The sequence below is a fragment of the Luteimonas dalianensis genome (assembly GCF_049339425.1).
Lineage (GTDB): Bacteria > Pseudomonadota > Gammaproteobacteria > Xanthomonadales > Xanthomonadaceae > Luteimonas > Luteimonas dalianensis.
On sequence record NZ_JBMPPO010000004.1, the window covers coordinates 94,732 to 108,473 of the forward strand.

The 13,742-nt window shown below is 68.5% G+C and carries 11 protein-coding genes; 1 reads left to right on the forward strand and 10 read right to left on the reverse strand.

Translation table 11 applies throughout. From position 1 onward, the window contains the following. Positions 1–32: 32 nt before the first annotated feature. The 5 genes from rarD to ACOZ90_RS07125 all read right to left on the reverse strand — a co-directional run bounded on the left by rarD (position 33) and on the right by ACOZ90_RS07125 (position 5,446). Positions 33–944: an EamA family transporter RarD gene (rarD, locus tag ACOZ90_RS07105; protein ID WP_422892955.1), complete on the reverse strand. Its 912-nt coding sequence runs from the start codon at positions 942–944 to the stop codon at positions 33–35. 44 nt (positions 945–988) lie between these two features. Beyond that, a complete protein-coding gene (locus tag ACOZ90_RS07110; RefSeq protein WP_422892956.1) occupies positions 989–3,172 on the reverse strand; it encodes a carboxy terminal-processing peptidase in 2,184 nt (727 codons plus the stop codon). Positions 3,173–3,376: 204 nt separating this feature from the next. Continuing rightward, on the reverse strand, positions 3,377–4,384 hold the full coding sequence (gene lipA / locus ACOZ90_RS07115; protein WP_422892957.1) for a lipoyl synthase: 1,008 nt from the start codon (positions 4,382–4,384) through the stop codon (positions 3,377–3,379). Between the two features lie 106 nt (positions 4,385–4,490). After that, positions 4,491–5,180: a lipoyl(octanoyl) transferase LipB gene (gene lipB / locus ACOZ90_RS07120; protein ID WP_422892958.1), complete on the reverse strand. Its 690-nt coding sequence runs from the start codon at positions 5,178–5,180 to the stop codon at positions 4,491–4,493. Continuing rightward, positions 5,168–5,446, reverse strand: a complete 279-nt coding sequence (locus ACOZ90_RS07125; protein ID WP_422892959.1) for a DUF493 family protein — start codon at positions 5,444–5,446, stop codon at positions 5,168–5,170. The genes lipB and ACOZ90_RS07125 overlap by 13 nt, the downstream gene beginning before the upstream one ends. A 158-nt stretch (positions 5,447–5,604) precedes the next feature. On the opposite strand from ACOZ90_RS07125, the gene ACOZ90_RS07130 reads away from it, so the two are divergent. Further along, positions 5,605–6,552, forward strand: a complete 948-nt coding sequence (locus tag ACOZ90_RS07130) for a CsgG/HfaB family protein (RefSeq protein WP_422892960.1) — start codon at positions 5,605–5,607, stop codon at positions 6,550–6,552. Between the two features lie 24 nt (positions 6,553–6,576). Here ACOZ90_RS07130 and ACOZ90_RS07135 read toward each other — a convergent pair whose 3' ends face one another. From ACOZ90_RS07135 to ACOZ90_RS07155, 5 genes are all read right to left on the reverse strand, one after another. Beyond that, complete coding sequence (locus ACOZ90_RS07135) at positions 6,577–9,075, reverse strand: PEP/pyruvate-binding domain-containing protein (RefSeq protein ID WP_422892961.1); 2,499 nt, start codon at positions 9,073–9,075, stop codon at positions 6,577–6,579. Then, positions 9,072–9,938 (reverse strand): phosphatase PAP2 family protein, encoded by an 867-nt coding sequence (locus ACOZ90_RS07140; RefSeq protein WP_422892962.1) that lies wholly within the window; start codon positions 9,936–9,938, stop codon positions 9,072–9,074. Before ACOZ90_RS07140 ends, ACOZ90_RS07135 begins: the two co-directional genes overlap by 4 nt. Then, on the reverse strand, positions 9,935–10,960 hold the full coding sequence (locus tag ACOZ90_RS07145; RefSeq protein WP_422892963.1) for a lysophospholipid acyltransferase family protein: 1,026 nt from the start codon (positions 10,958–10,960) through the stop codon (positions 9,935–9,937). The genes ACOZ90_RS07140 and ACOZ90_RS07145 overlap by 4 nt, the downstream gene beginning before the upstream one ends. Before the next feature lie 64 nt (positions 10,961–11,024). Beyond that, complete coding sequence (locus ACOZ90_RS07150; RefSeq protein ID WP_422892964.1) at positions 11,025–11,945, reverse strand: T6SS immunity protein Tli4 family protein; 921 nt, start codon at positions 11,943–11,945, stop codon at positions 11,025–11,027. Between the two features lie 98 nt (positions 11,946–12,043). Beyond that, a complete protein-coding gene (locus tag ACOZ90_RS07155; protein WP_422892965.1) occupies positions 12,044–13,723 on the reverse strand; it encodes an esterase/lipase family protein in 1,680 nt (559 codons plus the stop codon). Between the last annotated feature and the right edge of the window lie 19 nt (positions 13,724–13,742).

A 13,742-nucleotide genomic window follows, 5' to 3' on the forward strand; every position in this document is an offset into this window, starting at 1 on the left:
GCTGCCCGCGGCTTCGCGCGCATGGCGCGCTCCTACGCGACCGGGGCAACCGCGCGGCGGCGGGCGCGCAACAGGCCGTCGCCGGCAAAGATGATCAGCGCAACCCAGATGAACCCGAACCCGATCGCCCGATCCATGCCGAACGGCTCGCCGAAGAAGAACACCCCGCAGATCAGCTGCAGGGTCGGCCCGATGTACTGGATCAGCCCGATGACGGTGAACGGGATCCTGCGCACCGCGTACGCGAAGCCGATCAGCGGCAGCACGCTCAGCGCACCCGCCATCACCAGCAGCGCCGCCGCCGGCGCGCCCCAGGCGAACAGGCCGCCGCCGTCCGGGCCACCCGCCGTCCAGGCCAGCAGCACCACGGCGATGGGCAGCATGTACAGGCTCTCCACCCCCAGCCCCCGCACCGGGCCCACGTCGAGCTGCCGCCGGATCAGTCCGTACAGCCCGAACGACCCCGCCAGCGCCAGCGCGATCCACGGAAAGCTGCCGTAGTTGAACGTCAACCACAGCACCCCCGCGCCCGCGACCGCGACCGAGATCCACTGGGCCCGGTTCAGCCGCTCGCGCAGCACCATCACCCCGATCAGCACGTTGAGCAGCGGGTTGATGAAGTAGCCCAGGCTGGTCTCGACCACGTGCCCGGCGTTGACCGCCCAGATGTACAGCCCCCAGTTGAAGGCGATCAGGGTGCCGCTGACGGCCAGCATCACCGCCGCCCGCGGCCGCGACAGGGTGTCGCGCAGCCAGCCGCGGCCGTACTTGAAGGTCAGCCAGGCGGCCACCAGCAGCGCGCCCCACAGCACCCGGTGCAGCACGATCTGGAACGACGGCACCACCTTGAGCAGGTGCCAGTACAGCGGCATCAGCCCCCACAGCACGAAGGCGGCGACCGCGGTCCACAGACCGCGGCGATCAATCACATCGTCGTTCCCCATGCTCATCCGGCCCGATCCTGCGACCGGCCGCCATCCTCAGGTCTTCAGCGGGCCCAGCTTCCGGGGCGGGTCGACTCCGGCAGCACCTGCACCGAGAGCTGCCGGTCGCCGTCCAGCAGGCGCATGGCGTCGGCCAGGATGGCCGCCGACTCGTGCAGCTGCGGATCCGGACGCTCCTCGGCGGCCTTCTCGCGGGCGGTGTCCACGGCGATGTCACGCTCGCTGGCAAACAGGCCGTCGTCGCGATCCTCGGCCAGCGGATCCAGCGGCAGCCCCTGCTCGCGGCGGACTTCCTGGCGCTCGCGGCGCTTGCGATCCTGGCGGTCGCGCTCGGCGCGGCGCTCGGCCTCGTTGAGCACCACGTACTTCTTGGCGCGCTCGGCCCGAACCTCTTCCACATCTTCCAGGAACCACTGGAACTCGTGATCCTCGGCCACCCGCGAATCGTGCAGCGCGGTCAGCCGCGGCAGGATCGGCGCGAAGTCGCCGTAGCGGGTGTGCGGCACCGGGGCGATCCGGTTCCACGGCAGCGCGTTGTCATAGGTGCTTTCGCCGAACTCGGTGGCATCCACGGTGACCGGGAACAGGATGTCCGGCACCACCCCGCGGTTCTGGGTGCTGCTGCCGCCGGGCAGGTAGAACTGGGCCACGGTGAGCTTGACCGAGCCGTAGCGCTTGCCCTCGCCGGTCGGCAGGCGATCCAGGTCGATGAGGTTCTGCACCGTGCCCTTGCCGAAGGTGGTCTCGCCGATGATCAGGCCGCGGCCATAATCCTGGATGGCGCCGGCGACGATCTCCGAAGCCGAGGCCGAACCGCGGTTGACCAGCACCGCCAGCGGGCCTTCCCAGGCCACGCCGGGCGTGCGCACGCCCTCCACGTTCACCCGTCCGCCCGACTCGCGCACCTGCACCACCGGCCCGGTGTCGATGAACAGGCCGGTCAGCTCCACCGCCTCGTTGAGCGAGCCGCCGCCGTTGCCGCGCAGGTCGAGCACGACCCCGTCGACACCGTCGGCCTTGAACTGTTCCAGGATCCTGGCCACGTCGCGGGTGGCGGAGGTGTACTCGCCGTCGCGGTTCCGCCGGCCCTGGAAATCCTGGTAGAAGGCCGGCAGCTCGATCACGCCCACGCGCCTGTCGGCCGCCTCGCCCACGCCCTCGATGTCGATCACCTCGGACTTGGCCGCCTGCTCCTCCAGCTGCACCCGCGCGCGGGTCAGCACGATCTCGACCGGCTCGCTGTCCATGCCCGATCCGGCCGGAATGACTTCCAGCAGCACCTGGGTGTCCTTGGGGCCCTTGATCTTCTCGACCACGTCGTCGATGCGCCAGCCCACCACGTCCTCGATCGGCCCGTCCTCGCCCTGGCCGACGCCGGTGATGCGGTCGCCGGGGCGGAACTTCCCGCTCAGCGCCGCCGGCCCGCCGGGGATCAGCTCGCGGATCACCACCACGTCGTCCTGCTTCTGCAGCTGGGCGCCGATGCCCTCCAGCGCCAGCGACATGTTCTGGTTGAACAGCTCGGTGCTGCGCGGATTGAAGTAGTCGGTATGCGGATCGATCGACGCGGTGTAGGCGTTGAGGAAGGTCTGGAACGCATCCTCGCCCTTGAGCTGGGCCACGCTGTTGGCCATGTTCTGGTAGCGGCGATCGAGCGTGCTGCGGATCTCGTCCGCCTCGCGGCCGGCCAGCACCAGCCGCAGCCAGTCGTTGCGCACGGACTGGCGCCAGACCGCGTCCAGCTCCTCGGCGCTGGCCCACTCCACGTCTTCGCGGTCGTACTCCCAACGGTCGTCGCCGGTGAAATCGAAGATGTCCTGCTCCAGCAGGCCGCGGGCGTGCTCCACGCGATCGGCCACCCGCTGCTTGTACAGCGCATAGATGGCGTAGGCCGGCTCCAGCTCGCCCTGCCGCACCGCCGCGCCCATCTGCCCGCGGTACTGTTCGAACTGCGCCACGTCGGCCGCGGTGAGGAACATCTTGTTGCCGTCCAGCGACTCCAGGTAGCCGTCGAAGATGTCCGAGGACATCTGCGCGTCCATCTCCCGCGGCCGGTAGACGAAGCGGCTGTCCGACAGCAGGCCGTAGACCAGGCGCGAGGTGCGCACCTGATCCTGGCTGGCCGAGGCCGGGATCGCGTCTTCCCCGCCCGAACGCGCCATCAGCGCCAGCGGCACCGAAAGGGCCAGGGCAACCAGCGCGGCGGAGATCAGGCGGGAGGCTTTCATGCGTGGTGTCGTTACCTGGGAAGGGCGGCCCGGAAAACCCGGATTGCCGGCTGAGTATGGATGGTTGTGGACAGCGTCACAGTGCCGAAAGTTTCCATCCGGCGCCGCGCGGCGGTTTCAACCAGGTGCAATCCACTCTAACCGGGCATCGTGGCCTTGACGTGAACGGCGCTTGCATGCGCGACCGGCCGCAAAACGGCGCGGTTACGCGGCAACGCCCGCTTCGGCCGCCTGGCGGTCGGCGTGGTAGGACGAGCGCACCAGCGGCCCGGACGCGACGTGGGTGAAGCCCAGGGCCATGCCGTAATCCTCCAGCGCCTTGAACTCCTCCGGCGTCCAGTAGCGCATCACCGGGTGGTGGTGCACGCTGGGCTGCAGGTACTGGCCGATGGTGACCATGTCCACGTCGTGGGCGCGCAGGTCGCGCAGGGTCGCCTGCACCTGCTCCATGGTCTCGCCCAGCCCGAGCATGATCCCGGACTTGGTGGGCAGGTGCGGATGCTGCGCCTTGAACCTCGAAAGCAGGGTCAGCGACCACTGGTAGTCCGCGCCGGGGCGCACGTTGCGGTACAGGTCGGGCACGGTTTCCAGGTTGTGGTTGAACACGTCCGGCGGGTTCACCGCCAGGATCTCCAGCGCCCGATCCATGCGCCCGCGGCCGCGGAAGTCGGGAGTCAGGATCTCGATCTTCGTGCCCGGGGTGGCCTGGCGGATCGCGCTGATGCAGTCGACGAAGTGCTGGGCGCCGCCGTCGCGCAGGTCGTCGCGATCCACGCTGGTGACCACCACATACTTCAGGCCCATGTCGGCGACGGTCTCGGCCAGGCGGCGCGGCTCGTCGGCGTCGGGCGGCTTCGGTCGACCGTGGGCGACGTCGCAGAAGCTGCAGCGGCGGGTGCAGACATCGCCCAGGATCATGAAGGTCGCGGTGCCGTGGCCGAAGCACTCGTGGATGTTCGGGCAGCTGGCATCCTCGCACACGGTGACCAGGCGGTTTTCGCGCAGCTTGGACTTGAGCGCGGCGACCGCGCCGTGGGACGGGATCCGCACCCGGATCCACGACGGCTTGCGCAGCACCGGCGCTTCCACGAACTCCACCGGCGAGCGGCCGATCTTGTCCGCCGCCACCTGGCGCTGGCCCGGACGCAGCGTCCCGGCCGGCTCCGGCGTCACGACCTGCAGCGGAATGGACTTGTCAGCGGCGGAATTCATGGCTTTGAACCGTACGTCATGCAGGCCGCCATTGTAGACCACCCTCCGTGGGCGGCCGGCCCGGCGGCGGAACGCTCGGGGCGTGCAATCGCAACGTCCGCCCGGGTCACGCGGCGGCGGCGAAGTCCGGCAGGCCGCTGGACTTGTGCAGCACGAGGCCAAGCTGCCGGCCGATCTGCTCCAGCAGCACCGGCTTGATCGCGTCCACCCCCGACGGGCCGCCCAGGTCGGCGACCGCGGCAACCTGCAGGCCGGCGTAGCCGCACGGATTGATGCGGGAGAACGGCTCCAGATCCATGGCGACGTTGAACGCCAGGCCGTGGAAGGTGCAGCCTCGGCGCACGCGGATGCCCAGCGCCGCGACCTTGGCCCCGGCCACGTACACGCCCGGGGCGCCCTCGCGCCGCGCGCCTTCGATATTCCACTCGGCCAGGGTATCGATCACCGCCTGCTCGATCCGGCACACGTAGTCGCGCACGCCGATCTTCAGCCGGCGCAGATCCAGCAGCGGGTAGGCCACGACCTGGCCGGGGCCGTGGTAGGTCACCTGGCCGCCGCGATCCACCTGCAGCACCGGGATGCCGCCGGCACCGAGCACGTGCTCCGCCTTGCCTGCCTGGCCCAGGGTGAAGACCGGATCGTGTTCGACCAGCCAGATTTCATCGGCGCTGGCTTCGTCGCGCGCTTCGGTGAAGCGCTGCATGGCGCGCCACACCGGCTCGTACGCCTGCCGGCCGAGGTCGCGCACCTGCGCCGGCGGAACGCCGGGCTGCGCGGCTGCGCTCACAGCGTCCACTTCACGTGCGGATGTTCGCGCACGGCCTCGTGCGCGGCCTCGTACTGCTCGCGGGAGACCGCGTGGAACGCCAGGCGCACCGACACGTAATTGCCCGCCCGCGAGGCGCGCACCGCCAGCGAGTCCTGCACCACGCCGACGCCGGCCGCGGCCAGCAGGTTCGGCACCTCGGTTTCCAGCCCGGCGTCGGCAGGGCCCATCGCGGTGAGCTCGAACTCGCCGGGGAACTGGAAGCCGTGGTCGGGATTGTCGGATTTGATCGTCATCCACGGATTATGGGGATCGGAAGCGGGTTTCCCAACCGTCGCGCAGACCTGCGCGCCCGCGCCGGCCAGGACCACGGGGCGACTCCGCGGCCACCGGCTGTCCGTCGGCGGCCGCCAATCGCGTGTATGGAGTGACCCCTCCATTTGCCGATCACGCCATGTCCGCCTACCTCAGGATTTCACTGCCCCTGGTTCTGCTCACCGCACTGCTCGCCTCCACCCCGGCCCACGCCCAGCGCGCGCAGGCCGAGCGCGCCCAGCGTACCGCCGAGATCCCGGTCTGCAGCCGCAGCCTGGGCGCGATCGCGGTGGACGAGCCGCCCGGCCGCAACTGGTGGACAGGCCAGCAGCTGTCATCGCCCTCGGCGCTGATCAAGCTGTTCGTGAACCGCTCGCGCTGCTTCGAACTGGTCGACCGCGGCCGCGGCATGGCGCGCATGCAGGACGAGCGCGAGCTGGCCGCCTCCGGCGACCTGCGCGGCGGCTCCAACATCGGCCGCGGCCAGATCCGCGCCGCCGACTACGTGCTGGTGCCCGACCTGATCTCCCAGAACGCCAACTCCAGCGGCAACCGCATCGGCGGCCTGATCGGCGGCCTGATCGGCAACCGCACCGCCGCGGCGGTGCTGGGCGGCATCGACATCAGCCGCAAGACCGCCGACGTGCTGCTGACCGTCACCGACATGCGCTCGTCCATGCAGGTCGCCATGGCCGAGGGCCACGCCAGCCACACCGACCTGGGCTGGGGCGGGGGCGGCGCGGTATTCCGCAGCGGCCTGCTCGGCGGCGGCGCCAGCGGCTACGCCAACACCGAGATCGGCCAGGTCGTCACCCTGGCCTACCTGCAGGCCTATACCGATCTGGTCGGCCAGCTCGGCGGCCTGCCCACGGACGCCTCCGCCGCCAACCACCACCAGGCCGTGACCATGCAAAAGCCCGGCCGCCTGCTGCGCAACGCCGACGGCAGCGGCGGCGCCGTGCGCGACCTGGACGTGGGCATGATGCTCTACCCCACCGGCAACCGCTCCGACCTGATGTGGGAAGTCGACGACGAGCTGGGCAACCGCGGGTGGGTGAACTCGACGCTGTTCGGGCTGTCGCGCTGAAGGCAGGCCGCGGGGCGGTGAAGGTCAGCCGGAGAGCTTCTCCACCGTCCCCCGCGCGCCATCAACGCGCACGCGCTGGCCATCATCCAGCCACTCCATGGCGTTGCGCACGCTCATCACCGCCGGCAGGCCCAGTTCGCGGGCGGTCACCGCGCCGTGCGAAAGCGGCCCGCCGCTCTCGGTGATCACGCCGCTGGCCTGGTAGAACAGCGCCGTCCAGGCGGGGTTGGTGGTTCGCGCCACAAGGATTGCCTGCTTCGGGAAACGCGGAAAGTCCTCCGGGCCGCGCACCACGAACACCTCGCCCTCGACCCGGCCCGGACTGCCGGCCAGCCCGGTCATGACGTCACCGGACAGGTCGCCGCCGTCGTCGCTCTCTCCGTGCACCCAGTCAGGCATCCGCTGCAGCGCGGCCTGATAGCCGGCCTTGTGCCGGGCCACGGCCGGGCCGACCGGTGCCAGCTCGCCGCTGCGTATTGCCTCGTCCAGGATCTCGAACGGGGCGAAGAACACATCCATCGGCGCGTCCAGCACCCCGGCCTCCACCAGCTTCCCGCCCAGCGCCCGCAGGCCGCGCCGCAGCGGCGGGATCAGGCGTGTGGTCTGGTAGTGCTCCAGGTCATCGAGCGCCGTATAGGCACGTGCCAGGTGGATCACCTCCTGGACCAGGTAGCGCAGCCCGTCCGGCGCATGGGTCAGCACCAGGTGCTCCATTTCCGCCTGGGCCACCTTGCGTGCCTGTTCTTCGCCGGCCCGGTCTTCGTCGGCGCGTCCGGCCAGCAGCCGGACCTGGTCAAGCACCGTATGCGGCGCTTCGCACCAGGTGGGGATATAGGCGTCGAAATCCAGTTCGCGATGACCGTGCCGCCCCAGGAACGCCTGGAACTGCGCATCGAACCCGGCGAACTCCGCCAGCCCGTCCACCAGTTCCGTGCCCGACAGGGTTTCGAACAGCTCCCTCAGCGCCACATCTTCCCGAACCCGCCGTGACAGCGCCCACAGCTCCGCGTTGACCTGGCCGGTCTTGGTATGGGTCACCGCCAGCAGCCGGTCGAACACCTCCTGCGCCCGGTCTTCGGGCAGCGCCAGCCGCAGCATCTGCTGCAGGCCGGCATACAGCAGGCGCTGGGTCAGTGAAATGGCGATGTTGGGCAGGAAGTACTCGGTGCCCAGCGCGTTCACGCGCTGCACGTACTCCCACAGCTCCTGCAGCGACCGGTCCCGCAGCGGCTCCCGGCCCAGGGCGCCGATCTCGATCAGGTAGCCGTCCAGGTCGCGCATCCAGCGCACGGGCAGCTCCTGCACCCAGGAGAACTGCCGCGCAATCTGAGGAAGCGCCGCGCGGATGCTGTCCACGTCCTTGAGCATGCCCACCGGGGTGCGGCCGGCGTACAGCTCGACCGCGTTCTGGTTGCCGTAGATGTAGTAGTCGCGCATCGCGAACCACTTGTCGCCGAACGGGGGCAGCCCCATCAGCTTGAAGCTGTAGTTGAGCGAGGCATGGAAGCCGGCCTCGCACAGGTCCCAGCTCAGCGGGGTGACCGCGTTGGGGAAGCGCTCGGCAGATTCATCGCGGGTCCAGCGCGCCGGCACCCGGGTGACCGGACGCGACTGCAGCAGGAACAGCTTGCCGTCGTGCCAGGCCCATTCGATGTCCTGCGGAAAACCGAAGTGCTCCTCGGCCGCCACCGCCAGCCTGGCTACTTCCACCCGCTGGTCCGCGGTCAATGCCGGGGCTCCGGCCTGCGCCGGTTCCAGGGCCACGGCCCGGGTCGACTCGCCGTGGGTCACCAGCGCCATGGGCTTGTCGGCGATCGTCTCCGCCACTTGGGTGAAGTCCCCGCGCCTGCAGCGGTATTCATCCACCGGCGCCTCGCCCGAAACCACCGTCTCGCCCAGCCCAAACGCGGCGTTGATCAGCACCTCGTCCAGCGCGCCGCGCACCGGGTCGATGGAGAACGCCACCCCGGCCGCTTCGTCCGCCCCGACCTCCACCATGGCCTGGATCACCACCGCCATCTCCGCGTCCAGGTGCCGCAGGCCCATGCGTTCGCGATACGGCAGCACGTGCGCGTTCCACAGCGAGGCGTAACAGGCCCGTACCGCCTCGGCGATGGCCTCCACGCCGCGCACGCCGAGGAAGGTGTCGTGCTGGCCGGCGAACGCAGCGCCCGGCAGATCCTCCAGCGTTCCCGATGAGCGCACCGCCACCCGCCCCACGCCCCAGTCGCTGCCCGCCAGCCGGTCTGCCAGGGCTTCCATCGCCGCGCCCGGCAGCGGCTGGGCCAGCACCAGCGCCCGGATCCGTTCGCTGGCGGCGGCGTGGTCGTGCGCATGCTCGGCAAGGATCGACGAGATCTGAGTGCGCAGCGGCGCGATGAACCCGCGATACACCGCGCTGCCCACCACCAGCCCCGGCGGCACCGGCAGCACCTGCGCCGCGCGCGCAAGCTGGGCGCCCTTGCCGCCGCTGACCGCCACCTCGGCGGCCTGCGGGTCGTCGAATGCCAGGATCTCGTTCATGGGGATACAGCCTCCCGATAGCGGCCGGTAATGGCCAGGACAGCGGCCGCGAGCACGACGCCCGCGACCAGGTCGATTCCGTAGTGGTAGCGCAGGTACACGGTCGCCACGATGAGTGCGCCAACCCACGGCACCAGCAGCCAGGCAACACGGCGATGCCCGGCCTGGGCGAAGAAGCCCAGCACGTAGAGCGCGATGCCGGTATGCAGGCTGGGGAACACATCCATGCCGGTGATGCCCTCGGACACGATGGCCACCAGGAACGCCGTCATCGGCCCGCCCTGCGGTGGATAGGGGAACGCATCCGGAAACGCGAGGAACGGACCGGCGGCCGGCACCAGCAGGTAGCCGGCGAACCCGGCCAGGTACATCAGCATCAGCCCGAAGAAGAACGCCCGCGCCTCGGCAGTGCGCCGACGCCAGCCGTAGTAGATCGCCGGCACGATGATCATCAGGTAGAACGAGAAGTAGCCTGCGCTGAGGATCTCGGACAGCCACGGCTGCTCCCAGCCGAACACGCGCTCGGGCGCGCTCGTTCCGCCCAGCAGCCGGCGGTCCAGCGCCAGCAGCGCGGCATCGGCAGGCGATGCTACGAACACCTGCGCGATTGCCTTGAACATCGGAAAGACCATCCAAGCCGCCACCAGCTGCAGCGGCCCCGCCCAGCTTGCCCGGATGCTGCCGGGCCGAGCCAGCATGGCAACCAGCAGCACGACCCAGGCCAGCGCCGCCACCGGAACCGCCGCGCGCAGCGCCGGATCTTCCAGTCGCCAGGCCGCCATCGCGCCCAGGACCAGTACCAGCAGCAGCTCAACGGCGAACACCAGGCCGGCGATGCGCGCCACGCGCTCGACCCGGCTCATGCGCGCAGCTCCCCGCGCCCCAGCAGCCACCAGCCAAACGCCGCCAGCAACGCCATGCCTGCCACCGGCAGCGGCCACACCAGGGCCCCAGCCGCCAGCATCGGCAGCCAAAGCAAGGCCACGGCCAGGCCACCGGCCATGCGGAAGAAAGTCACCGTGTTGCGGCCATCGGCCTTGCGACCGGCCAGCCAGCCGGCAAGCAGCAGCGGCCAGAGCAGGGCCATGCAAGCCAGGCCCAGCGTCCGCGGCAGTGAACCCCGCCGCGGCGAGGCGGCTGGGGATACCGGCGGCGCCGTTTCCCGCTGCACGCGCAGGAACGCCTCGGCATACGAGCCTCCACGCCCGGCCGTCGCCAGGGCCTGCCTCTCCACTTCTTCCAGGTGCGCCTGATCCCGGCACACCACGGACACCGCATCGAGCGCGGACGCCAGCGCATCGTGGATCGCACGCTCCCACTCCCTGCTGCTGCGCCCCTCCTGCTGCGGCAAGGCCACCGGCGCGCCCACATACACCTCGGCCCGCGACCGGAAGCGATCCGGATGGGCGTAGAACAACCCTGCCGGAACCACTTCCAGATCCACGCCCTCATCCATCAGCCGCCGGGCAATCCGCGCCGCGCCATGCTGGTAACGCCGGGGACGCGACCCCCACTCACTGCTGCCCTCCGGAAAAATCGCCAGCTCGCCCCCGGCGCGCAGGTGCGCGCAGCCCGCCTGCACCGGATCACCGAAATCACCGGACTCGATACCGTAGCGCGCCCGGTCTTTGGCCCTCACCACCGGGATGCCCGCGAACATGAGCCGAAGGAACGGATGGCGCAGCAGCTGAACCGACACCAGGAACTGCACGCGTGGAAACGCGCGCAGCACCTGGTAACCATCAATGGCCCCGTTGCGATGACTGCACACCACCAGCCGCCCCGCACGCGGAGCCGCCGGCACGGCCATCGCCCCCACGATGGGGATCCGGCCGAAGTAGAACCCCCGCAGCACCGCGGCCAGGGCCCGGTGCCAACGGCTCATGGGCCTGCCGGCCCGGCCGACCCCGCTCACAAGGTCACGCGAGGAACCTCGTAACGACAACGGCTCAAACAGCGCCGGGCCGGAGCCGAATCGACTCCAGGATGGTGTCCCACAGCTGCAGGGCCTGCTCATCGGACTCGAACGCGGGCGGCGGCGGGTTGCCGTCATCGTCGGGGTCGCGCTCAAGCACACCCATTTCCAGCGACAGGTTGGGCTCGGCCAGCGAGTCGTCGCGACCCTGGAGCTCCCAGCGGAACGCATAGACGCGTTGCTGCCGGTCGCCCCCAGCTACCAGGTACTCTTCGCCGGCGATTGAGCCTGCGCTCCGCCGACCCTTGCGCAGGGTCTTCATGCCGACAACGGTGCCCAGCACCTCCGTGCGGAAGAACCCGCCTACCCGATCCAAGAGCCCGGTTTCCGCCGCCCCGGTGCTCGACCGGAAGGTCATATGCATGCCCGGATGATCCGGCAGGGTAATGCCGGCACGGAACCCCTCGGACATGTATTCGCTTCCGGCAATGTAACCGCCATCGAGGCAGAAACCGGGCTCAACCGGAATCTCGTTCCTGCCCCTCGACCGGATTTTACGGGACAGCGACTCATCGAAGGCAATCGCCGACTCCAGCTTCTCTGGCGCAACGCCTCCACCATACGAAAACACGGGGGAGTCAGGACTGTTCGACACCGCAAGGTACGCTTCACTGTGCATCATTTCCACACTATGAGCGCTGCTCCAGTAAACAATACCCGCCGACGCCCCATCAAAACCTGTCCTGCGGACAAACATATTGCCTTGAGTTCTGTGCTCCTGCCCCTTGAGTTCCTGCTCCCTCGTGTCGAGGCGGCTTTTGATTGATTCGGCGTCAAGGCTTTCCCGCTCTATCTTCTCTCCCCAAATCCTGTAGCCCACACCCAGTCGCGCATCCGGAGGCAGATCAATCAGGAAACGACCGAAGCAATGTGTCGTCCATCCATTTTTATTCATCGGAGCATTCCTTGCATATGTCTGGACACAGGCGCTGAGCGCCAACAGAAGGGACATGGAAATCCCGGCAACGGCCAGACGGAGAAGAGACTTGCACCTCATTCCGCCTCCGGATGCCAATCCGCCTCTCTGGAGATTTTCGCTATCGAGAACAGCGTCATCCACTCGGTTCGCGCTCCATGCTTGTCGTTGTAGCTGCCCTGGTGATCATATCCCTTGATCGAGTCGTTGAACTGCCCGGAACCCTGCGGCCCATGCCTGAAGCTGGCCTGCACTCCCGCCTTTCCTGGCGCGGCGCCTGAGCGGTCGCATACGGTGCCATCACCCGCGCCCGCAACAGCGGTTATCCGCGGGGCGCTCCTCATTCCCGACCGACGGTAGCTGCCGCGCCCGTTGTCCTCGGGAGAAATTCCAGACGTTTCCAGAATCGAAACATCCCCCTGCCAAACGACATCGCGCCAACTATGCATGTCGTCGTGCTCATCCGCGCCGTAATGCGCATAGGTGACATCGTGGTACCTGCCAACGATCTCATTATGGAAAACCGAAACTTTGTCAACAACGAGATTGAATTTTCGCCGAATGTTCATGCGCGGCCCCGTGTCAGCACGTGACATATCCAAAAACTTCTCGTTCTGTCGGGGCACCAGCCCATACCACTCGGGAGACTTGTAGATCTCTTCATAGGGATTCCCGGCCAGCGGCAGCCGAAGCGGCATGGACTCCGTGCTCTCCGGGTTCCACGCACCTTCGCTGCACGCGAAGAGCCACGGCCTGCCATCATGATGGTCGAAGGTCGGCGTCAGCTCCATCGCACCGGGAGAGTTTGCAGTCACCGCAGTGACCTGCCCGGCGTTGCGCCCAAGCACGAACCGCACGACACCTTCGTACCCGCAGCGCATGTGGTGATAGATCGCGGGAGCGCCGGTAGCCGGCTGCACGCCGTGAACCACACCGAGAACGCGCTCGTCACCGCCATCCACCAGCTTCAGCGCCCGTGCAACAAGGCCGCCCATGGAATGGGTGACCAGGATGACCTTCATATCGTCCACCTGGTCGGCCACGTCTTCACGGCTCCGGTAGTGCGCAAGAACGGTGTGCTCGATATAGCCCTTCAGGTGTTCGGCGGAGTCACGATTGGACTTGAGCCAGTTGTACCCGCAGCACCACACGTCGAACTGGTAGAGCGAGGCGTGCTGCAACTCCTCCGTCGACAGCGGCTCGTTGCCGCCAAGCTCTTCTCCGTAATCCGCCGGGTTGCGCGCGCCTTCCTCGGCCCACCAGGCCTCGGGATTCCCGGCCCTGACGATACTGTTCAGGCTCTCCTGGAGCCGGGCCATGATCGGGTTGTAGCTTGAACGGCTCACGGTGCCCCAGCCGCGCTCGCGGGCCGTTTCGCGCGAGAGCCCGGACTTGCCGACGTCGATTGATCCACGATCATCAACCTCCAGGCGCTCTCCATTCAGCAGCTCCTGCCGTTCCTTGGCGTCCTTGAACCCCCAAGTGAACAGGGCACCGAGAATCCCCACGATATCCGCGGGCCTGAAGCTCGCATTGGGAGGGCGCCAGACCGGGTCGCCCGACTCCTTGTCGCGCAGGTTCGTCCCCATGATCCCCGGCAGGAAAACCACCGGAATCACCGCCGGCTGCTCGGCCATCAGCACCTTGGTCTTGCCGCTTCCATCCGGCGCAAAGCTCGACCGGTACGACTGCCTGCCATCCGGGCCGGTGTCCGGCTGAAGGATGATTTCTCCCGCGTCCGTTTTCTCGCCAGTCATCCTGCTTCCCTGCGTTTCG

Excerpts from the sequence above, each read along its gene's own strand:
- rarD (WP_422892955.1), bottom strand. The coding sequence starts at position 944 with ATGGGGAACGACGATGTGATTGATCGCCGCGGTCTGTGGACCGCGGTC.
- ACOZ90_RS07110 (WP_422892956.1), bottom strand. The coding sequence starts at position 3,172 with ATGAAAGCCTCCCGCCTGATCTCCGCCGCGCTGGTTGCCCTGGCCCTT.
- lipA (WP_422892957.1), bottom strand. The coding sequence starts at position 4,384 with ATGAATTCCGCCGCTGACAAGTCCATTCCGCTGCAGGTCGTGACGCCG.
- ACOZ90_RS07125 (WP_422892959.1), bottom strand. The coding sequence starts at position 5,446 with ATGACGATCAAATCCGACAATCCCGACCACGGCTTCCAGTTCCCCGGC.
- ACOZ90_RS07130 (WP_422892960.1), top strand. The coding sequence starts at position 5,605 with ATGTCCGCCTACCTCAGGATTTCACTGCCCCTGGTTCTGCTCACCGCA.
- ACOZ90_RS07135 (WP_422892961.1), bottom strand. The coding sequence starts at position 9,075 with ATGAACGAGATCCTGGCATTCGACGACCCGCAGGCCGCCGAGGTGGCG.
- ACOZ90_RS07140 (WP_422892962.1), bottom strand. The coding sequence starts at position 9,938 with ATGAGCCGGGTCGAGCGCGTGGCGCGCATCGCCGGCCTGGTGTTCGCC.
- ACOZ90_RS07145 (WP_422892963.1), bottom strand. The coding sequence starts at position 10,960 with ATGAGCCGTTGGCACCGGGCCCTGGCCGCGGTGCTGCGGGGGTTCTAC.
- ACOZ90_RS07150 (WP_422892964.1), bottom strand. The coding sequence starts at position 11,945 with ATGAATAAAAATGGATGGACGACACATTGCTTCGGTCGTTTCCTGATT.
- ACOZ90_RS07155 (WP_422892965.1), bottom strand. The coding sequence starts at position 13,723 with ATGACTGGCGAGAAAACGGACGCGGGAGAAATCATCCTTCAGCCGGAC.